Raw genomic sequence first — 21,573 nt, 5'->3', positions numbered from 1 at the left:
GACTATTATTAGCTGGTCTTACTTTGCTTCTCTTTTAACGTCATCAATTGCACTTTTTAAAATCCTTATTATGGTATCTGCACCACTTCTCATTGGATTTACTCTTATCATTCTTTTCTCTAATGTAGGATCTGCTTCTCTAAAAGTTCCTGAAACTCTATACATCATTGGAGCAAATTCATATTTTGATTCTGAACCTACAGGATGTGATGCTGCTCCATACTTTGTAGTTAACTCTAATACATCTTCTGCTATGTTTTCATTTAACTCAACTAATAAAACCTTAGATTGAGCATTTGCAAGAAATGCATCCTTTACGCCTTCAACTTCTCCACTCTTTAATCTAGTTACAAGTTCTTCATTAACTTCTGACTGTATTGCTAATGCAACTGGAGCATAAACAAGTCCCCTTAAGGCTTCCATTGCTTCATGTCCTTGAACTTGACTTCCTCCTGAATAATTTAGTGCGTAGACTTTATCTATAAGATCTTTCTTACCTATTAATACTCCCACACCTTCAGGTCCTAATACTTTAAAAGATGAAAAACTTCCAAGGTCAGCTCCACATTGATTTCCTATTTTCTTTACTTTTAAAGCTGCATAATTATCATCTGTAACTATTTTTATATTAGGATTGCCTTCTTTAATAGTAGTTATAACTTCTTCTAAATCATACGAATCATCAATCTTTTGTCTTGTATTTTGTACTAATGCACCTTTTATTTCTGGATTTTTTGAAATCACTTCTTTTATATCTTCTAAATTATTAAAGTTAGCTTTTATAACATTAAGTCCCATAGTTTCAATTGTAACTTTTGAAGTTGGATATATTGGTGCATCATGAACCAATATAGTATCTCCACTTTTCATGAAACTAATTAACCCCCATCTTATTGCTCCTGTCCCTGCTCCCCTTACTAATATTGCAGCTTCTGCATCAAATACTTCCGCAAAAACATTTTCTACTTTTTTAGTATAGGTTGGCTTATTTAGACCTTTAACAACTCCTAAATCTCCTAAAGATAGGATTTCTCTCCCATCAAAATGCTTTGTTATAGTATCTATTACTTTAAATTGTAACTTTTTTGCTTCCTCTAAATCTATTGAATGTAATGGGTATGTTCTCATAAGCTATCCTCCTACTTTAGTTTATATATATTTTTTATATTATTAACTAACATATTTTCTATATGCTTGCTAGAAATTTCTTTTTCATATAATCTTGGCAAGAAGTTATCTATTAAATAACTATACCCAAGTCCACCATTCTCTTTAAAATGAGATTTTCTTGTAATATCCATAGATAGCACTATTTGATTGCTATATCCTTTATCACAAAGCATCTTTAACCATTCTGCTCTTTTTTCATCTGGTTGATAATTATTTTTCCCAATTGTATCAAAAGCTATATTTACTCCTGTATCAAGAAGTCTAACCATATATTCTAAGTCTCCACTTAAATCTATATGACTTAATGTAACCTTAGATAAATCAACATTAAAATTCTTAAATATCTCAATTTGCTCAAGTCCCAATTTCCCAAGAGTTGTATGAGTTATTATTGGAGCTCCTGTTTCAAGATGAGCTATACATGAAGCTTCAAATACCTTCTTTTCCATTTCTTCTATCTTATTTAAACTAGTTCCTATTTCACCTATAACAGATGCCTTTACTGATGTTTCATCAATTCCATTTATTATTTCATCTACTAAAATCTTAGCCATTTTTTTCTCATTTATTTTATAAACTTCTTCTGGAAGAAATGGCTCTTTATAATATCCAGTTGATTGAAGAATATTAATTCCTGTTTCATTAATTACTTCAGCTACATATTCAGTACTTCTACCCATGCCTCTATTTGTAACATCTATAATTGTAGAAACTCCTTTAGCCTTTAAATCTTTAAATTCTTCAATAGTTTGCTTTTTATTATTTAAAAAACAATCTATATCCTTCTTTACTCCAGACAAATCTATTGTAATATGCTCATGTGCATAAATAATTTCCTTATTCATAAAAACACCACCTTTGTTTAATGGAAAGAATGAAAGAGTGAAGAGTGAAAAAGTTTAGGAGTTTATTCTTTCACTTCTCAACTCCACTTATCCGAGTTGTTTTCTTAACTTTTTCACTCTTTAAATCTCAGCTTGCCTGAGTTACTTCCTTAACTCTTTCATTCTTTCACTTTTCTAATTCCTACTTAGGTACTACATATAATCCAACTAAGTATAATACGTTTATTAAGATACCAACTGCTATTGCCCCTACTGGACCAACTGCCATGTCTACTATTGGTTTCTTTGAAGTTTTATTTAATACATATAATCCAACTACTACGAATAATCCAAGTCCTGGTGCCATAGCTTGTGCAGCCATCATACCACCTATTAATAAAGCTACTTCTAAAACTTTACTCATTGCAGTTCTTATGTTATCTCCACATTTTCTAACTCCTGGGAACTTATCCATAAGCTTAGCTAATCCATCTAAGAAGTAGATTTCTAAAGCCATTACTAATGCTCCTGCAACAAATGCTAATATTGGGTTTCCTATTAAGAATCCAACAACAAATACAAATGTCATACCTGCTGGCGCATATACTCCAGTTGAAATTGCAGTAGTTGCAACTAGTGGTATAAATCCTATACCTCTTGCAAATGCTGTCATTGCAGCTTCAGTTGTCTTTCCTTCTGCTAAAAGATTTAAGCTTATTGGGTCTCCAGCTACTAAACTAAGGCTTGTTGCTGCTGATACTAATCCACCCATTAATGCTAATATAGGTAAATTCTTTTTAATCTTCTTAACTCTTTCAGCAAAAATTGCTGCTAAATCAATTTGTGGTGCATTTGGATCTGCTTTTTCTTGCATTGCAAAAATTATCATGATTATCATACCTGCAAGTAATGCCATACCTTCTTGATCTAATTTAATCTTAGCTGCACCACCATTTACAGCAAAAGTTCCATAAATTGCAGTAATTTGTCTTACTAATAAAGCAATTATTCCTGTAAGGAAACCTTTTTTAATTCCAAATTGATAAGAAACAACAAGTGCTGGGAATACTGCAAAAGCAACTGTTATTGGAGTACCAACTTGTCCTAATGCACCTAAGAAGTTAACTGGTAGCTTTGCAAATAGATCAACTACAACTTGTAATCCATAAACTATACCTACTCCATAAAGAGCTCCAACTACCCCTGATATAACTAGTCCTTTTTTGCCACTTGGACAGAAAGAACCTATAATATCAGTACCTAATAATATACTGTGAATTAATATAATGGATGCAGCTATTGATACTGGAATACCAAAACCTATAACTAATCCAAAGCTAATTGCAAAAGATGTTGCTGCTAAAGCTTTCTTATCCATTCTTCCTTCTAAGTATTCTGGAACTATAGCTCTAAACCCATCATTGAAAACAGCTATACCTGCATTTGCTAATATTGCTGCTAGTGCACCTAAAAGTGCTACAACTACGTATTGCATAAATAATACCTCCTAAAATTTTTTATAATAAATTTAAATGAAAACTTATTAATTTTTATGATTTACTTAATTTGCATTTATAAATTGTAGATATTTAAATAAAAGATATTCTACAAATTATCTTTACTTATATTTACTTCTATAATAAATACTTAAGTATTACTGGTATAACTTCTTCTGCATGTTGTGCTGTAAATCCATATGCTTTTTTTCCTGCTTCAACTTCTGCTTTTATTTCTGCTTCACTTCTAATATTTCCTGGCATTGATACAGTTGCACATTGGTTCATTCCAAGTAATGCTATTGCCATTGCAAGTGCGCCACCACCACCAGTGTTACATGCACCTAAATAAAAATCTGCTGTTCCTGTTTTTATTGCCATTGCTGCTTCTATATCACTTTTGATTTCAATTGTTGCTTTGTCTCCTGCTACTTTTGCAATTATGTCTGCTACTCTTTGTTTGTCTATTTGTCCGCCTACTACTATTCTTTTCATTTTTTATTCCTCCCATATTTAAAAATTTCTCTTTTTTAAGTTTTAATATTAGCTTTTGTATTAGTTTTAGTATTAAGTTCATTTATTATTAATTTTTTTTATCTTTGTTGTATATTAAGTTATTAATTAAAGTAAAGTACAAACATGCATTACTATAAAATCAAACTCTGATTCTGGAATTTCACCTAAGATATTCTCTAAATCCCTTGCTACTAACACAGCTTTTTCATAATTTTTATCTTCCTTTAAAGATTGCGCTACAACCTCTTCTAGCTTATTTACCAAATCATTATTTGCAATCCTTGATAAAGCAGAGCACAAATGAGTTATGAACATAGCTGAATTTTCTTCTAAAAGCTTTATTCCCCTTTTTGCTTCAAAGTATTCTATAACTTTTATAACTTTGTCATAGTTATCTTGTGATAATTGTCCTGCGTCTCTTAGTATGTTTAATCTTAATGTTAAATCCATCTTCAAACCTCCAATGTACATTTTTTTGTATTTTGATGCTTACAATGCCCCCTAATATTGAGGCATTATTTGCTTATCTATAACTGATTTTTGATATTCCTTCACATCTTCTACATTTAATACTCTAGAAAAAAGTGCTGGAACTATAGAATTTCTTCTGTTAGCAATTATAACTGCTTCTGTATCTTTAATATTCTTACTTTCTCTGTTTATTGGAATAAATTTAATATCATCTTTTCTATCTTCAATATCATCTAGATTCCAAATTGCTGCATCTATTTTATTTTCCTTTATAGCTGTCATAAATTGACTGTAGCTTAGAGGAATATATTCTACTTCTATTTCATCAAAATATATTTTTGTTAACATAAATTGGTCTATAGATGAATTATCTATTCCAACTCTTGTTCCTTTTTGAAATTCACCTTTAAATTCCTTTGAAACAACTATTATATGTTCATTAACATAACTAAAATCTCCAAAGCTTTTAACTATTTGGATTTGTTTATTATTCTCTAAATAATAATCTGCTGTTAACCTTGAAGTTACTGCAAAATCATATCTTCCATCTTCTAATGCCTTTAATCTATGATTAGATCCTCTCATAAATGCAAGATTTGTATTTACTCCATTATCATTTAAACATTTATAAATTCCAGTTGCCAATCCTTCATATCTTTTTGAATATGGTAATGGCATAACCCCTACTAATGACTTTATACCTGTAAGTTCTAGAAGTCTTATATAGTCTATATTCTGAATAAAAGTTCCTAAATGTCCTCTTGATTCTAAAGTTATTGCACCATGCTCTTTTAAGAATTTTAAGGCAGATTGTATTGTTCCTCTTGCTGTATCATAGCTTTCAGAAAGTTCTGCCACAGTTTTTATTCTATCACCTACATTTAAGGGTAAAAATTCAACTGCTAAAGAAGTAATTGCTATTCCAAGCTTTTGCATAAGCTTATTATGAACATCCACCTAATCACCCCCGATTTAACGTACAATATTTTGTATATTTATAATATAGCACCTTTTGATTACCTTTACAAGAGTATTTTAAATTTTTTTAAACATTTTTATATTTGTAAATTTCTTAGTCCCAAAGGAATTTGCCTATTTCTATCTAAAAGATTAAACATTACATCCATATCTACTTAATAAAACTAAAGCAATCTTACTAAAATAAAAATTACTAAAGATGGATTATAAAAGGATCACATTAAATTTAACTCTTAATGTGATCCTTTTATAATTAATATTGATAATGTATTACATCTCTATATTCTTCAAATATTTTTTTGTTTAATTCATCTCCACCATCTATATTAGCGCTGTAGAATATAGGTGGCTTATCCATTCCATTTTTAACTAATAATTCTGTTGCTTCTGCAATTATAGAATTCATTATTGTAACTGCAGCCACAGTTGATGTAGGACTAACTTTTTGATTTAACCCACTTATTTCTACACATGCATCACCTTTTTCACCATGATTATCTATTACTATATCACTTACTTGATATAAATTTTTACCTGATGAATGTCTAGACGACACATCTTTAGAATAACTCAAATTAGTAATACAAATTACTGTTGCACCTTTTTTCTTAGACTCAATTGCCATTTCTATACTTACTGGATTACGTCCTGAAACTGAATGTACTATAACTACATCACCTTCAGAGATATTAGTTTTATTAGCTACAGCAGTTCCATACCCCTCTAATCTTTCCATTTCACTAGTCATAGTAATTGGAGAAGTATCTAACATAAGATTTCTTGGAAATATAGGGTTAATAACTACAAGACCTCCAGCTCTATAATAAAGTTCTTCTGTTAGTATTCCTGCATGAGAAGCTCCAAAAGAAAATATAGCTTTTTTGTTTAATATAGCTTTAACAATTATTTCTGTAGCTTTTTCCATATTTTCTTTTTCTTCTTTTTCAATTACATCTATTAAATCTTTTATTTTATCAATATACTTAAAAGCCATATCTTATTAAAAACCTCCAAGAAATGATGAAATTAACTTTCCTAATATTCCAAATAATGATAAGTCATTACCACCAAATATTAATATCCAATTTTGGATTGTTCCTGAATATACAACAGCTGAGATACCTACTAAAATAACCATTACTATTGCTGCAACCATTGTACCAATTATAGCTCCTCTAAGACCACCTTGTCCTTCTCCTATAACCGCTGCTGCTCCACATTCAAAGAAAGAAGTTATAACTAATGGTATTATTAAAATATTAAATACATTGAAGTAATTACAAATTAATATTACTATTGTTGAAGTTATCATAGCTGTAATAAATCCAATTAATACAGCATTTGGTTTATAGTTGAATAATATAGGACAATCAAATGCTGGTAATGCATTAGGAACAACTTTTTCAGATATTCCTTTAAATGCAGGAACTATTTGATTAATTAACATTCTTACGCCTTGTAACATTACTATTAATCCAGCACCAAATGTAAATCCTTGTTTAATTGCATAAATAAATATATTTTCTTGGATATCACCAAAACCTTCTGGTATAGCAAGTCCAACTACTATGAACATAATAAATATTACTATTCCACCTGTAATTGAAATTTCTCTGAAGAAAGAAAGTCCTGCTGGTAACTTTAAATCTTCACATGATTTTTCCTTATTTCCTACTTTACTAGCAATAAATCCAGATATTAAAGCTAACATTCCACTCGGATGTCCAAGTGTGAAAGATTCATCACCAGTTACATCTTTAACATACTTTCTTAATACCCAAGGCATAATTGACCAATATAAAGCTGAAGCAATTGCAGCAAAAGCTATAAGAATCCAACCATCTAATCCACCTTCAACACCAGCTGCTACAAATATAAATGGGAACCACCATAACATATGCCCTGTTAAGAATATTGTTTTTATTGGAGTAAATCTAGCTATTAATAAATGTAGTACAAGTCCAATAAACATTGCTAATCCTACTGTACCACCATAACTTGCTGTAAATGTAGCATCATTTAATCCTTCAGCTACTGCCCCTGCTCCACTTAGAGCTTGGAATGCATTATTTATAGGGGATATAGCACTTACTAGCATTGATGTTCCTTGATCTAGTATTACCATTCCAAATGCAGCTAATAATGATCCTTTAACAACATCAGCAAATTTTTTCTTTTGCAATATTAATCCTAAAGCAGCTATTAATCCTAATAAAAGTGGTGGATTACGTAGCACATTATTGATTAAAAAGTCCATATAAATCTCCTCCTAACGTTCACTTAAGAATTTTTCTAATACTTCTCTTACTTCTACTAAGTCCATATATTTTTTTACTGGATAAACAGGAACATTACATGTACCTTCTAATTCTCTATGAAGCTCTGCGCTAGTTAATATAACATCACAATCTGCTCCTCTTGCATCATTTATGTCAGTATTATTTACCTCAGCACTTATATTCATTTCCTTTAACACTTTTTCTATTGACATCTTTAATATCATTGAAGAACCTACTCCAAACCCACAAACAGCTAAAATTTTCATAATATAATACCTCCTAATTTTGATCATTTATAATTTTTAATATTTTTTTTGAATCACCATCTCTAAAAATCTTTAAGTTTTCTTCATCATATAAAAGTTCTGATAATGAAGCTAAAGCCTTTATATGACTATTATTATCAACTGTTGCAAGAACCATAAATATATTTACCGGCTTACCTAAAAGATCTACTTCTTCTTCTACAGTTAATAAGGACATCGATAATCTATTAACTCCTTCTTTTTCATTTGCATGAGGTAAAGCAAACCTATCAGCTAGTACTATATATGGACCATGTTTTTTTATACTTTCTATCATAGCTTCCACATATTCTTCTTTTATAGATCCATCTTCTAATAATGGTCTTGCTGCAACTTTGATAGCCTCCTCCCAATCTTTAACTTTAGATACTTTTCTTACTCTTTGCTCATTAATTAATTCTTTTAACATTGGTTGGTACGCCTCCTTTTCGTCCATTTGATATATTATTTTTATTAAGTCATTTTTCAAATTATCGTAATTTATTATATTTGCATTCCTTTTTATTGCTTGCATTATTAGCTCAATATTAAATTGTAAATTACTTTGGTTAAATGTTACTAATTTATCCATCAATAATTTAATATCTAACTTAGTTAACATTGGATTTACTACTATAACATTTTCTTTATTGGGGATTTCTACTGTTGAAACTATGTAGTCATAATCTATATCAGAACATTGCATATCTTTTATTGACATAACTCCTATAATATCTATAGCAGGAATGTACTTATATAATTGAATTTCAATATTTTTTGATATTAATAATCCATTAGGACATACAACTAACACTTTTTTGCGTATATCTACCTCTGTTTCAGTACCTCTTAAATATCCTCCAAAGTATGCTGCAATAAAACCTATTTCTTCTTCCCTTATCCCTATAAAATCTGGGAAGTCATTTTTATCCTCTAAAATAGATTTAATTATTTTATATAAGGAATCATGTTTTCTTTTTATTTCTTCTAATGAAGGATTACTTATTGGGAATCTAAATCTTATTCTGTAATATGAAGACAATAAATGTCTTTTAATATTTTTCTTAAATACATTTTTATTTTCTAATTGAATAGCTGTATTAACTTCAAATCTTCTTATTAATTTATCAACATATTTTTCAATTATATCCTCAGAAACATTATTATTTAGACTTGGAAGTGTACTTATATATGCACATAAATATGATATTTCTTCTTCATTAGCATCTTCACTCAAAAGAGTTTTAGTCAAATTATAATATTCAAAGCCTTTTACATCAGATTTAAATTTATAAGAATTTATTGTATATCCATTTTTTATTCTTCTATTTATAAACTCTGCAAACTTTGAAAGATTAGTTAAAGAATAATCGGTAAGTTTAAGAAAACACTTACTATCAAAATCTAGTATTTTTTTATTATAATCTTTTAATAACTCCCTATCTTCTTCCATCAATAGTATGTAAATGTCCCTTATTTTTGTTTCATCACCAACTATTTTATAGCCTCTCTTATAAACTAATGTTAACCCCATATTTCTAAGATCATTCTTTAAATATTCAAAGGTTTGAACTATAGTATTTTTAGAAAGTATCATTTCGTTAGATAAAACTTCTATTGTGACTTTTTCTTCATTAAGTATTTTATATAGAATATAATTTTTTCTATTTTCTATATTTATATAATCATCTTCTTCAATATAAAGCTTTTTATGTAGCAAGTTGTAATCTCCTATAAATGAAAATGCATGATTTATATTTCTTACTTCGCCACAGTCTTTTATAAAATAGTTTATATCTTCAATATCATAATAAAGAGTTCTTTTTGATATATTGAATTCTTCAATTAAAGTTTTAGATTTTATGCTTCCCTTTTCTAAGATTGATTCTAATATACTTCTTGCTCTTTCTTTCATCTTCATCCCTCGTTTTCATTATCACTTTTTTGCTTGTTATTAACAATACCAAATCATTGCACAATACTATAAGGTTTTCATTTAGATTTGCAAATTATAATAAACTTTATATATAAAGATTAATAAAGATAATTTTTCTTACGTTAATAATAAAACTTATACAAATTTCTATATAACATTTCAATTAACTTGAAAATATATACCTTTTATTTCTCAATTAAATAATATTTTCTTATATATTATAGCGTCTAAAAATACGTTATAATATAGATATATTAAATAGTGATTTTAGTAAGTATATAGCCGCTTTTTTTGCAATTTTCTTTGGAATGTTTGGTGCTCAGAAATTTTACTTAGGTAAATATAAGATTGGAATACTATATTTAATATTAAGTTTTACAGGTATTATAGGAATTATTGAATTAATAAGTTTCTTAGAAGGGCTTATCTATTTATTTACACCAGAAGAAGAATTTTTTGAAAAATATTTATAAATAAAAACATTTAGCCTCAGGGGCAGTACCCCTGAGGCCTTTTATTATTTTTAAAAACTTATAATAGCTTTTCTAAGTTCTCTACTAACTCACCAATAGCATCAACATATTTATTAACTATTCTATCTGCTATTTCATTAGACATATTTTCATTATAAATATGTAACGTAGAATTTCTATCTTCTAATAAATTTATCCATACTTTATCATCTGAAATCAAATTATTCACATATGCCTTCTTAAAAATAGTACGTGGAAATGAGTTTTCTAGGGTAGCTCCTAAATACTTCATAAATTCCTTTAAGGTTTTATGAGTTAATTCATAAGTAAATTCAAATCTTTGTATTAAACTATCTCTTATTATATCCTTTTTCCCATCATATAAATCACTGACTTCTTTTAATCTTGAATAAGCTTTTTTTAAATTCATATATTTAAAGTCAATGCTTCTCATATATAACTATCCCTTCTTTATTTACTTGTTCAATAAATATCTCATCCTCTATTGAATTCATATTTGAAAAATCAAATTCTAATAAGGTAGCTGTATTATTTTCTATATCTTCAATAAATTCTAACAGGTCTGAAGATTTAACATCTAAATATATCGCTAAATCAATATCACTTCTAGGTGAGTTATCTTTTCTTGCTCTTGAACCAAATAAAACTACTTTTTTAATATTATGATATTTTCTAGATATTTCTTTTATTTCTTCTATAATATCTTCCTCTAAATTATAGTCTATTTTATTAAGCAAACAATCACCTCTTCCACATTTTAAAATTATACTAGGCTTTATATAATTTATTATAATACTAATATTATATAATTACTTCACCATAAATTAAATATTTATATTCATTTCCAATTTAAAATATAGCACTCTTAAAATCATTTAATTTCCTATTATAATAATTAAGAACTAAATAATCTATTATTATATTCTCATATCGATATAACAAGCATAATTTCTACTTCTTCATAGGTAGTAAAATTGTCACTGTGGTTCCTTTATTTAATTTACTTTTTATTTCTATTCCATATTCATTTCCGTAAATAAGTTTAATCCTGCTATCAACATTATTTACTCCTATTCCACTAAAATGCGCATTTCTTGTTTCTCTCTTTTCTTTAACCTTTTCTAAAGTTTCTTCTTCTATTCCAACTCCATTATCATATATCTCTATTTTTATATCTTCACCTTGTTCTTTTATAAACACCTGAATTTTTCCTTCTTCGTCAGATGGAAAGCCATGAAAGAAGGAATTTTCGATAAATGGTTGTAAAATCAACTTAGGAACTAAATAACCATTACATTCAGGCATTATAAAATATTCCACCTTAATCCTATCCCCATATCTAATATTATTTATAAAAACATAATTTTTTATATTTTCTATTTCTTCTTCTACTGTTATAAACTCATCTGTCTTACTAATGGTATTTCTAAGCAAGCTAATAAATGAATCAAGTGCTGATATTGATTTTTCATTACTGCCTTGCCATATAAGCCATTTTATACTTGATAATGTATTAAAGATATAATGTGGATTTATTTGCATTTGCAAAGCATGAATTTCTGCTTTTCTTTTTTCCTTTTGAACTTTAACAAGCTCATTAACATATCTATTTAAGTCCTTTATCATATAATTAAATGTAGATGAAAGCTCTTTAACTTCTCCTGGTCCTTTTACTTCTATATATTCATCAAAGTTTCCATTTCTTACATTAGACATTTTTTCAGTAAGCAAATATAAAGGCCTTGTCATTTGCCTAACAATTAAAAATATTCCTATTAAAATTCCTAAAGTTATTACAACGCAAATCAAAACTATTTTACTTACATCATACATTTTTCCTAGTGCTTTATAATTATCAACTGTTCCACATATGGTTAAATTGCAATATGGCAATCTTTGAATTAATATTGTATTCTTTTTGTTATTATAGCTCTTACTAAGTTCCTTTGATAACACTAACTCATCTATATTTCTTCTAAATGATTGTTGAACTTGTCCAATGTTCTCTTTTTTATTTGAAGATAAGACTTCATTATTTTCATTTAATAAAACTATATCATTTATTTCTAAAGTAAAATAATCATAGAATTTTTCAAAATCTTTTTCTTTTATTGTAAAATATATAATTCCATAAGGTTCCCCATCTTTCAAATTTAAAGCTTTTGTTATGACAATTACTCCTTCATCCTTTGTTGATGATGTAAAACCTTTTTCTAAATAGTTATATATAATAGTTTTACTATTTTCTAAAGCCTTCTTAGAAATATCCATATTCAATATTTCTTTTGGTCTCATAGTTAAAATTTCTGATCGATTAAAATAAGATTTTTCATTTAATCCTACTACTAAGACACTCATATCATAAGTGTTAGTTGATAAAGCTGATTTCATTTGATTTTTAACACTATGTATAGTTGAAAAATTTTCTTTTGTTGATAAATCATTTGCAGTGAAAAAAAGTCTAAATGCTCTGTGCGAATTTACAGAATTTATTACTTTTACTAGTTCACCATGAAAATCATAAAGTTCATCATTTATTTCTTTAAATATTTTCTTTTGAGAATCACTATATGTATCTGTAAAAATATTCTTAGATATATTAATTATAATGTAACTAATAGAAGCTGATACACAAATTACTCCTGCAACAACAACGCATAATATCTTAACAAATAGACTATTCTTTATCAGCTTCTTTTTCATTACATTTCACTCTCCCTTGATTTTAATCGTCTGTAATTGCTTGGTGTATATCCTGTTATCTTTTTAAATACCCTACAAAAATAACTATGATCTGAATATCCAACCATATTACTTATCTCTGAAACATAAAACTTGTTTTGGAATAATAAATCACAAGATTTTTCTACTCTGATTCTATTTAAATACTCTGAAAAACCTTCTTTACAATGATTGTTGAAATAGTATGATAAATAATAATAATTAAAATTAAATACTCTTGAAATATCGCTTAACTCAAGAGGTTCATTGTAATGCTCATTTATATACTCTAAAATTTCCTTAATTTTTTCTTCTTCAATACTAACTCTTTTAGAAATAATATCTTTAAGTTCTAATATTATTTTATCTATTTCTTTAGTAAAATCTTGAGAATATGAAGTATTATCTATTCTTTTAAAATAACCTTGCCTTAGTTCCTCAGTTTCAATCTTATAATTTTCTAATGTTACCAGAACATTATATAGCAAGTTCTTCACAAGATTCTTAAGCTTATATTCATCCATTTTCAAATTCACAGCATAATTAACATACTCATCTATCATATTAATTGCTGAATTGAATTCCTTATTTTTTATATAGCTTGAATATCTACTAGAATCAAATTTTTCTAACTTTTCTGTAGTCTTTAATTTCTCTGTGTTTAATAATATATCATTTTTATGGTAAAACTTATGAGACAAATATGGTATAAATTTTTTATTGTAAACTTCTTTAACCTTGTAAATGTTATCAAACTTAGGCGTAATTATAAAAAGAACATTTTCCTTATTTATAATATTCTTTTCAAGATATTTTTCAATATTTTTTTCTATTTCATTTTCTTTGCTTATCTTATAATTAATTATATTTAGAAAGATTTCATCATTGATCATTATCCTTAGATATTTGTAGCTCTTATTATTTAAGTAAAAATTCTCGGTTACTGTTTTTATTCTTTTTATATCATCTTTATTTCTTCCACAAGCATGCTTTAAATTTATACCAAATATTCTAAAAGAGCTATATGGAAATATATCTATAAATTTATTGCTATCTAATTTAGAATCAAAACCAAGTAAGTATCTTTCAATTAAATTATTGTAATAAACTTCTTCATTTTTAACCAATTCTAAACCTGGAATTCTATCAACAGCCTTTTTTAATGTTGCTAACAATTGACTTGGATTTAATGTTGGCTTTAAAATATAATCCACTGCTCCATTTAAAAGAGTACTTTTTACATATTCAAAATTATCATAGCTACTTAAAATAATGATTTGTAAATCTGGATAATCCTTTTGTACCATTTTAGAAAAATCAACACCATTTAATATAGGCATAACTATATCACAAATTATAATATCTGGTCTTAAAATTTCAATTGATTCCAAGGCTTCTTGCCCATTGCTTGCTTCTCCAACTATTGTAAAGCCTTCCCTTTCCCACTCAAGCATATGCTTCATTCCTTGACGCATAATAAATTCATCTTCTACAATTAGAACTTTACAATAACCTTTTTTCATAATACCACTCCTCAAAACCTTCCATACTTTTTTGGAATTTTTTGGACCCCAGGGGTCCAATTAATTGGTCCCCTGGGGTTCAAAAATTTAATTCTTTGATATAATAAAGCTTAAGTTTATATCTTCTTTAGATGAAACTTTATATTGATCATGCACTGGAGCTCCCCAGCTATCATCTCCACCTATACCCATTTGTTTTGCAATTATACGTACCCATGTATAATTAACAGGTGGAAGTTCTTCTATATGCATTGCATTTTCAAGTTCATATGCGCTATATGGCAATACGCTTAACTCAAATGGCTTATCAACATATTTAAAGCATAATCCTTCATCATTGTTATTTGTAACCTTTACCCATCTTACTTCTGTTCTATTACCACATTCTTGTGGGATTAAATATCTGGATAAATTATTTAATACTGTATTTTTAAATCTTCCAAGCATTGCCCCATTATTACGATCTATATAATTTTCTTCTGGGCCATATCCATAATACTCAAAATTACTTAATTCTTTTTTAAGCTTAAAATCCATAGAAAATAACGGTAATTCAGGTAATCCTTCAACACCTTCATAGTGTAAATCAACCTTTAAGCTTCCATCTGGAGTCACTGTATAAGTCACTGTATTAAAAGTTTTAACACTAACTGGCATTTCAAATTTATAAGTTAAAGTTATCTTATCTTTTTCTTCTATATATTTAAAATCTACTAATATCTGATGCATTCCTGCTATTTGCCACTGTGCTGTCCTAAAATTATGATTATTTCCCTTATCATTATCTGTTGCTGCTCTAAAGAAGGATGTTCTTGGAACTCTTGTTATATATTCTTTTCCATCATATACAAGAGATATTAAACCAGCTTCTTGTTTAGAGAACATCATTGAAAAGTTTTTACCTGTAACCCCTATATTCACATCACCATGAATTATTTTAAATGTATTTGGGCTGTCTAAAGTGCAAACATTACCATCATCATCTACAATTGTACAAGCTACGTTTTCAACTTTCAAGTCTCCTTTTATACAATTATTATTGCTCTCTATATTATAAATTTCTTGTCCAAAAGCAACTTCATGTCCCTTTTCTCCCCATAATGTATCTTCACTTAATCTCATAGAAACATTATAAGTATATTCTCCATTTTCTTTTATGTCTGGATAATCTATTTTAATATATTCTTTACTACTTGCCTCAACATCAATTTTTATTGTCTTTTCAAAAACTTTATTTCCTTCCTTTTCTATATACACAACAAAATCATAACAACCTGTACTTACAAATAAATTATCATTTTTTATTGTTACGCCTTTATTATCTGGAGTAAGTTTAACATTTGCATAAAGCTTTTTAACTTCTTGAACCTTTGGAGATATTGTCCTATCTGCATAAATAATTCCATCTGTACAGAAACAGTAATCTGTTGCTCTATCATCAAAGTCTCCGCCATAAGTAAATACTCTTTTTCCATCTTTAATTATTTCTATAGACTGATCTATATAATCCCATATAAATCCACCTTGATACATTGGATATTTATCTTCAAGATCTGCATATAGCTTCATTCCTCCACAGGAATTTCCCATGGCATGCATATATTCACAGCTTATATAAGGTTTTTTAGGATTATTATTTAAATATTCTTCTATATCTGCTGGTTTTGCATACATTCTACTTTCCATATCAGTTATTTCTTCAAAATCTCTATTCCAAACTACGCCTTCATAATGAACCAATCTTGTATCATCTTTCTCATGGAAATACTTTGTCATTTCTAAAATATTACTTCCTGCATAAGATTCATTACCACAAGACCATATTAAAATTGATGGATGATTCTTATCTCTTTGAAGCATAGATTCTGCCCTATCAACAACAACATCTCTCCACTCTGGAAGTGATCCTGGCACATTCCACTCTGGATCGCAAGCTCCCATCTTTTGCCATGAACCATGACTTTCTAAATTAGCTTCATCTATTAAATAAATTCCATATTCATCGCAAAGGTCATACCATAAAGATTGATTTGGATAATGAGATGTTCTTACTGAATTTATATTATTTTGCTTTAAGAATTTTATATCCCAAAGCATATCCTCTTCTGTTATTGCTCGTCCATTAACAGAACTAAATTCATGTCTATTTATGCCTTTAAATATTATTCTCTTTCCATTTAAGTGCATTATATTATTTATCATTTCAAATCTTCTAAATCCAAGCTTTTGTGGAACTATTTCTAATAAATTTCCTTCGCTATCTAAAAGTTCAATATAAAGAGTGTATAAATATGGATCTTCAGCACTCCAGGATTTAATATCACTTATATCTGCACTAAAAGTAACATTAGCTTCATTTACGCTGTCATTTACATCAATATTTTCAAAGCTATAAATTAAATTATCATCTCTATCCTTTAAATAAGCTTTCATTTGGAAATTTTTGGACCCCAGGGGTGTAAATTTTACCAAATTCATATCAACCTTTAGTTTACCATTATTATAGCTATCATCTAAGTTAGCTTTTACAAATAAATCCTTTACATGAAACTCTGGAACTGCATATAAATATACATCTCTAAATATTCCTGAAAATCTCCAAAAATCTTGATCCTCTATCCAGCTTGCACTACTTCTTTTATATACTTCAACTGCAAGTTTATTTTCTCCATCTTTAAGATATTCTGTTAATTCAAATTCTGATGGAGTAAAAGTATCTTCACTATACCCTACAAAACTTCCATTTAGCCAAACATAAAATGCTGTTTCAACTCCTTGGAAGGATATATATATTCTTTTATTCTTAAGTTCATCTTTTACTTCAAAGAAATTAACATAACTTCCTACTGGATTATAATCCTCTGATATGTGTGGAGGCCTAAGTTCTTCTACTCCATCCCATGGATACATTGTATTTATATATTGGCACTTGTCATATCCTTGCATTTGAATATGTCCTGGGACTTTTATAAAATCAAATCCACTACAGTCATAATCTTCTTTATAGAAATCCTTTATTCTACTTCTTGGGTTAACTGCATAAGAAAATCTCCATTTTCCATTTAAACTTTGCTTAAGAGGCATATTATAGCCTAATGCTAAATCTTCTCTATTCTCATAAAACAGATGGTCTGAATGAGCATCTATTCTATTAACTCTAAAAATTTCCGGGTCTGATAGCCAAGCTAAACTAGGTTCAGTAGTCTTATTCTTTTGATTTTGTGTGTTTATTGAATTTAACATAAATCTCTATACACTCCTCTTTATATTAGTATTTTGGTATTTTCTGGACCTCAGGGGACCAATTTATTGGACCCCTGAGGTCCAGAAAATTGGTAATTTTATCCCTTTACAGAACCTGTCATACCAGCAACAAAATGCTTTTGCATTAAGAAGAAGATTAATGCTGTAGGAAGTGTTGCAATTACAACTGCAGTCATAATCATTCCATAGTCTGGGGTATATGATGATCCTAAAGCTGATATAACAAGTGGTAAAGTTCTTTTATCTGGTGATTGTAAAGCTATAAGTGGCCATAAATAATTATTCCAACTAGCCATAAATGTAACTATTGTTGCTGCTGCATAAGTTGATTTCATAGTTGGCATGTAAATTCTAAAGAATATAGCAAATTCTCCAAGGCCGTCTATTCTTGCTGCTTCTATTAAATCCTTTGGAAAAGTCTTTGTATTTTGCCTAAAGAAAAATATCAAAAAGGCTGTTGCAATTGAAATAATAATTACTGCTCCATGAGTATTTAATGATATTGTCTTTAGTCCTGGCACATTATTAAGCTTGCTAAATAATCTAAATAAAGGAACTATTAAAGCTGCAAAAGGTACCATCATAGATAGTAATATAAAATTAAATACTTTATCTCTAGTTTTAGTTTTATATACTTCAAATGCATATCCTGCTAGTGAAGAAACTATCATGGCTAAGACTGTTGTAAGAACTGCAATTATTAATGAATTCTTAAATGCTGTCATATATTTAAGATCTGATCCTAAAAGACTTTTTAAGTTTTCAAAGAAATAGCTTCCTGGTATTAAAGTTCCTCTTGTTACATCAACTGATTTATTAGTTGTAGCTATAATCATCCAAATAAATGGGAAAATTGATACAAAAGATAAAATAGTTAAAAATGAATATTTCAAAAAATTTATTACTCTGCTTTTTCCACTTTTTTTACTCATCTTTATCTCCTCCTGCTTTTAATTGAATAAATGATAGTATTACTATTATAAGAACTATTACATATGAAATTGCTGCTGCATATCCAAAGTTTGGCGAATATTTAAATAATAAGTTATATATATATTGTGAAATAGTTATTGTTGCATTTGCTGGGCCTCCATTAGTTATATTCACAGTTTCATCAAATAATTGTAATGTTCCTATTGTTGAGTTTATTGTTGTAAACAAGATAATAGGCTTTAATAATGGAAGTGTTATACATTTAAATCTCATAAAAGCATTTGCTCCATCAATTTCAGCTGCTTCATATATTGAATCATCAATTGATTGCATTCCTGCTAAATAAAAGACCATATTGTAACCTGTCCATCTCCATGTTATTGCTATTATGATTAATAGTTTAGCCCATATAGGATGAGTAATCCATGCAATTGGTTGTGATATCATGTTAATTTTCATTAAAAATACATTCACAAATCCATCTGTTGCAAATAAACTTTTAAATATAATTGAGTATGCTACAAGTGATGTAACACATGGAAGAAATATCGCTGTTCTGAAAAATCCTCTTGCTTTTAATTTTTTATCATTTAATAGAGCTGATATTACAAGAGCTAAAATAATCATGATTGGTACTTGAATCACTAAATATAATACCGTATTAAATAATGCTTTTTTAAATGTTGAATCTGTAAGCATTCTTTTATAATTATCTATACCAACAAAACTTAGATTATTACCCATTCCACTTTGTAATGATGTTATAAAGGCTTGTATCATTGGATAAAACACAAATACAGTTACTAGTATGATACTTGGTATAACAAATAACCACGCTTTTCGATCTAATTTATAATTTATACTTCTATTGTTATTACTCCTCTTCAAGTGTACTCCCCCTATACAAGAAATAGCCATTTACTAATTATCCTTTAATAAATGGCTATTTTTTATTATTTATGAATTTATAGACTAATTACCTATTTTTATTAAGTCTGTGATGATATATATTATATTCTGGTGACTTGGAGCCTGCGAGGTCTCAAGGAATATAATATTTATCTCTTATCCTTATTGTGCTACTGCTGATTCAATTTGACCTTGGAAAGTTTTTAATGTTGAATCAATATCTGCTCCATTAACTATAGCTTGAACAGCTTCAGTCATGATATCTTCTATAGCATAAGTGTGTAAACCATAATTTACTGAAGGTACTTTACCTGTCCAATCTGCAAAATCTGCAAATATTTCTTGTCCACCAAAGAATTCATTTGGTTTTGAATAATTTGAAGCTTGCGCTGCTTTATTTAGAGTACTAACTAAAGTTATAGAATCTGCTAAATCGTTCATTAAATCTGCATTTGAAGCAAATGTTTTTCCTAGGAAATCTTTTGCCATATCTGTATTTCCAACATTTTTAAGAACATACCAACCTGCTCCTCCTATTGAAGATGCATTAACAGATTTAGAGTTGCTTGCCATTTTAGGGAATGGTGCTATAGCCCATTTTCCACTTTGATCTTCAGCCTTTTTAATTGAAGGTCCAATCCAACAACCAGTAACTACTGATGCAACTTCGCCATTATTAAATGCTCCTACAAATTGATCCCAATCTGCTGTTTGCTTTGTTATTCCTGATTTTACTAATTCATTATATACTTTTATAGAATCCTTTAATGCTTGATTGTCTGCAATTGAAACTTTTCCATCAGCATCTGTGTACCATGCTCCTGCACTTTGTAACATCATTCTAATTTGTCCTATATCACTAGGATCTAATGTACACATTGCAACTCCAGTTTTTTCTTTTACAGCCTTACCTATTTCAATGTATTTTTCCCAAGTTAAGTTTTGCATATCTTCTTTAGTGTATCCAGCTTTCTCTATTAAATCTGTTCTATAAAAAGTTGCTGCTACTCCACTATCAAAAGGTACTCCATATAATTTACCGTCAATATAATTTACACCTGTTTTATATTCTGCAAAGTCATCTTTTTTAGCTACTGATGATAAGTCTGCAAACTCATCCTTGTATGCTGTTAGATATCCTTGAATCTTATAATCTTCAATTAATACAACATTAGGAAGTCCTTCATATGATCCTGAGGATAAACTTGTATTTAATTTAGCTACAATATCATCTTGAGCCATTGTAACAACTTCAATTTCTGCATCTGGATTTTCTTTCTTGTATATTTCTTTAGCCTTATTTGCTGCTACTATGTTGAAAGCTTCATCCCATGCCCATATTGTTATTTTCTTGCTTTTGCTATCTTCGTCCTTCTTGCCTGTACTTCCACCATTACTTCCACAAGCTACTAGACCTAAGCTTAACGTTGCTGCCAATAAAATCGATGCTAATTTTTTGATTTTCATTTAAACCCCTCCATATTAAATTACATATATAATATTTTATTAGTATTTAATCTTTAACATATATAGTTTACATTTATATAACTTTTTCTAAAATCAATGCAAATACTTATATGTTGCTTTCTTTTGTAATGCTTTACACTCTACGTATTTATATTATCACATGATCCTTAATTTAATTTAGAAATATCTTTATGTAAGTTTTTAATATTTTTAGATTTCCTTTTTAAAATAACTGAAATATTACGTAAAGCTTGGACTTTTTTAATAAAATTGGATTTTTTTAGCTTCAAATTTCTGGACCTCTGGGG

Annotated in this window: 19 protein-coding genes; 1 reads left to right on the top strand and 18 read right to left on the bottom strand. The window is 28.4% G+C overall.

Going from position 1 to position 21,573, the window contains the following annotated elements; genetic code table 11:
• Positions 1–18 precede the first annotated feature (18 nt).
• The 10 genes from AAT22_RS06675 to AAT22_RS06630 all read right to left on the bottom strand — a co-directional run bounded on the left by AAT22_RS06675 (position 19) and on the right by AAT22_RS06630 (position 9,933).
• Complete coding sequence (locus AAT22_RS06675; RefSeq protein WP_047000643.1) at positions 19–1,128, bottom strand: aminotransferase class V-fold PLP-dependent enzyme; 1,110 nt, start codon at positions 1,126–1,128, stop codon at positions 19–21.
• A gap of 11 nt (positions 1,129–1,139) precedes the next feature.
• On the bottom strand, positions 1,140–2,015 hold the full coding sequence (locus AAT22_RS06670; RefSeq protein ID WP_047000642.1) for a hydrolase: 876 nt from the start codon (positions 2,013–2,015) through the stop codon (positions 1,140–1,142).
• A gap of 181 nt (positions 2,016–2,196) precedes the next feature.
• On the bottom strand, positions 2,197–3,489 hold the full coding sequence (locus AAT22_RS06665) for a YhfT family protein (protein ID WP_047000641.1): 1,293 nt from the start codon (positions 3,487–3,489) through the stop codon (positions 2,197–2,199).
• A gap of 139 nt (positions 3,490–3,628) precedes the next feature.
• Positions 3,629–3,985 carry a DUF2620 domain-containing protein gene (locus AAT22_RS06660; RefSeq protein WP_047000640.1) on the bottom strand — a complete coding sequence of 119 codons (357 nt, stop codon included), beginning with the start codon at positions 3,983–3,985 and terminating at the stop codon, positions 3,629–3,631.
• Positions 3,986–4,111: 126 nt separating this feature from the next.
• Positions 4,112–4,456 carry a PRD domain-containing protein gene (locus AAT22_RS06655; RefSeq protein ID WP_047000639.1) on the bottom strand — a complete coding sequence of 115 codons (345 nt, stop codon included), beginning with the start codon at positions 4,454–4,456 and terminating at the stop codon, positions 4,112–4,114.
• A gap of 51 nt (positions 4,457–4,507) precedes the next feature.
• Positions 4,508–5,434 carry a GntR family transcriptional regulator YhfZ gene (gene yhfZ, locus AAT22_RS06650; RefSeq protein ID WP_047000638.1) on the bottom strand — a complete coding sequence of 309 codons (927 nt, stop codon included), beginning with the start codon at positions 5,432–5,434 and terminating at the stop codon, positions 4,508–4,510.
• A gap of 274 nt (positions 5,435–5,708) precedes the next feature.
• Entirely contained in the window at positions 5,709–6,449 is a 741-nt protein-coding gene (locus AAT22_RS06645) for an SIS domain-containing protein (RefSeq protein WP_047000637.1), read from the bottom strand.
• Between the two features lie 6 nt (positions 6,450–6,455).
• Complete coding sequence (locus AAT22_RS06640) at positions 6,456–7,712, bottom strand: PTS ascorbate transporter subunit IIC (protein ID WP_047000636.1); 1,257 nt, start codon at positions 7,710–7,712, stop codon at positions 6,456–6,458.
• 12 nt (positions 7,713–7,724) lie between these two features.
• Positions 7,725–8,000 carry a PTS sugar transporter subunit IIB gene (locus tag AAT22_RS06635; protein WP_008680557.1) on the bottom strand — a complete coding sequence of 92 codons (276 nt, stop codon included), beginning with the start codon at positions 7,998–8,000 and terminating at the stop codon, positions 7,725–7,727.
• 13 nt (positions 8,001–8,013) lie between these two features.
• Positions 8,014–9,933 carry a PTS sugar transporter subunit IIA gene (locus AAT22_RS06630; protein ID WP_047000635.1) on the bottom strand — a complete coding sequence of 640 codons (1,920 nt, stop codon included), beginning with the start codon at positions 9,931–9,933 and terminating at the stop codon, positions 8,014–8,016.
• 254 nt (positions 9,934–10,187) lie between these two features.
• Here AAT22_RS06630 and AAT22_RS18755 point away from each other — a divergent pair, with 254 nt between their 5' ends.
• The gene (locus tag AAT22_RS18755) at positions 10,188–10,427 is read left to right on the top strand and encodes a TM2 domain-containing protein (protein ID WP_347456918.1); all 240 of its coding nucleotides are present in this window, start codon (positions 10,188–10,190) and stop codon (positions 10,425–10,427) included.
• 58 nt (positions 10,428–10,485) lie between these two features.
• Here the strand turns inward: AAT22_RS18755 and AAT22_RS06625 are convergent, their stop codons facing one another.
• The 8 genes from AAT22_RS06625 to AAT22_RS06590 form a co-directional block, all read right to left on the bottom strand.
• Complete coding sequence (locus AAT22_RS06625) at positions 10,486–10,881, bottom strand: HI0074 family nucleotidyltransferase substrate-binding subunit (RefSeq protein ID WP_047000634.1); 396 nt, start codon at positions 10,879–10,881, stop codon at positions 10,486–10,488.
• Complete coding sequence (locus AAT22_RS06620) at positions 10,868–11,185, bottom strand: nucleotidyltransferase domain-containing protein (protein WP_052953918.1); 318 nt, start codon at positions 11,183–11,185, stop codon at positions 10,868–10,870. Before AAT22_RS06620 ends, AAT22_RS06625 begins: the two co-directional genes overlap by 14 nt.
• A 214-nt stretch (positions 11,186–11,399) precedes the next feature.
• Positions 11,400–13,151 (bottom strand): histidine kinase, encoded by a 1,752-nt coding sequence (locus AAT22_RS06615; RefSeq protein ID WP_047000633.1) that lies wholly within the window; start codon positions 13,149–13,151, stop codon positions 11,400–11,402.
• Positions 13,151–14,692 carry a response regulator gene (locus tag AAT22_RS06610; RefSeq protein ID WP_047000632.1) on the bottom strand — a complete coding sequence of 514 codons (1,542 nt, stop codon included), beginning with the start codon at positions 14,690–14,692 and terminating at the stop codon, positions 13,151–13,153. Before AAT22_RS06610 ends, AAT22_RS06615 begins: the two co-directional genes overlap by 1 nt.
• Before the next feature lie 87 nt (positions 14,693–14,779).
• Complete coding sequence (locus AAT22_RS06605; RefSeq protein WP_047000631.1) at positions 14,780–17,935, bottom strand: glycoside hydrolase family 2 TIM barrel-domain containing protein; 3,156 nt, start codon at positions 17,933–17,935, stop codon at positions 14,780–14,782.
• 98 nt (positions 17,936–18,033) lie between these two features.
• On the bottom strand, positions 18,034–18,888 hold the full coding sequence (locus AAT22_RS06600; protein WP_016207800.1) for a carbohydrate ABC transporter permease: 855 nt from the start codon (positions 18,886–18,888) through the stop codon (positions 18,034–18,036).
• Positions 18,881–19,777: a sugar ABC transporter permease gene (locus tag AAT22_RS06595; protein WP_016207801.1), complete on the bottom strand. Its 897-nt coding sequence runs from the start codon at positions 19,775–19,777 to the stop codon at positions 18,881–18,883. The genes AAT22_RS06600 and AAT22_RS06595 overlap by 8 nt, the downstream gene beginning before the upstream one ends.
• A gap of 183 nt (positions 19,778–19,960) precedes the next feature.
• Positions 19,961–21,265 (bottom strand): extracellular solute-binding protein, encoded by a 1,305-nt coding sequence (locus AAT22_RS06590; protein WP_047000630.1) that lies wholly within the window; start codon positions 21,263–21,265, stop codon positions 19,961–19,963.
• Positions 21,266–21,573 lie beyond the last annotated feature (308 nt).

The organism is Clostridium sp. C8 (assembly GCF_001010885.1).
Lineage (GTDB): Bacteria > Bacillota > Clostridia > Clostridiales > Clostridiaceae > Clostridium > Clostridium sartagoforme.
The sequence above is the reverse complement of the archived record's forward strand: the minus strand, read 5'-3'. Positions and strand labels throughout refer to the sequence as shown.

Excerpts from the sequence above, each read along its gene's own strand:
- AAT22_RS06660 (WP_047000640.1), bottom strand. The coding sequence starts at position 3,985 with ATGAAAAGAATAGTAGTAGGCGGACAAATAGACAAACAAAGAGTAGCA.
- AAT22_RS06600 (WP_016207800.1), bottom strand. The coding sequence starts at position 18,888 with ATGAGTAAAAAAAGTGGAAAAAGCAGAGTAATAAATTTTTTGAAATAT.
- AAT22_RS06615 (WP_047000633.1), bottom strand. The coding sequence starts at position 13,151 with ATGAAAAAGAAGCTGATAAAGAATAGTCTATTTGTTAAGATATTATGC.
- AAT22_RS06610 (WP_047000632.1), bottom strand. The coding sequence starts at position 14,692 with ATGAAAAAAGGTTATTGTAAAGTTCTAATTGTAGAAGATGAATTTATT.
- AAT22_RS06675 (WP_047000643.1), bottom strand. The coding sequence starts at position 1,128 with ATGAGAACATACCCATTACATTCAATAGATTTAGAGGAAGCAAAAAAG.
- AAT22_RS06630 (WP_047000635.1), bottom strand. The coding sequence starts at position 9,933 with ATGAAAGAAAGAGCAAGAAGTATATTAGAATCAATCTTAGAAAAGGGA.
- AAT22_RS06665 (WP_047000641.1), bottom strand. The coding sequence starts at position 3,489 with ATGCAATACGTAGTTGTAGCACTTTTAGGTGCACTAGCAGCAATATTA.
- AAT22_RS06640 (WP_047000636.1), bottom strand. The coding sequence starts at position 7,712 with ATGGACTTTTTAATCAATAATGTGCTACGTAATCCACCACTTTTATTA.
- AAT22_RS06590 (WP_047000630.1), bottom strand. The coding sequence starts at position 21,265 with ATGAAAATCAAAAAATTAGCATCGATTTTATTGGCAGCAACGTTAAGC.
- AAT22_RS06670 (WP_047000642.1), bottom strand. The coding sequence starts at position 2,015 with ATGAATAAGGAAATTATTTATGCACATGAGCATATTACAATAGATTTG.
- AAT22_RS06605 (WP_047000631.1), bottom strand. The coding sequence starts at position 17,935 with ATGTTAAATTCAATAAACACACAAAATCAAAAGAATAAGACTACTGAA.
- AAT22_RS06635 (WP_008680557.1), bottom strand. The coding sequence starts at position 8,000 with ATGAAAATTTTAGCTGTTTGTGGGTTTGGAGTAGGTTCTTCAATGATA.
- AAT22_RS06625 (WP_047000634.1), bottom strand. The coding sequence starts at position 10,881 with ATGAGAAGCATTGACTTTAAATATATGAATTTAAAAAAAGCTTATTCA.
- AAT22_RS06655 (WP_047000639.1), bottom strand. The coding sequence starts at position 4,456 with ATGGATTTAACATTAAGATTAAACATACTAAGAGACGCAGGACAATTA.
- AAT22_RS06645 (WP_047000637.1), bottom strand. The coding sequence starts at position 6,449 with ATGGCTTTTAAGTATATTGATAAAATAAAAGATTTAATAGATGTAATT.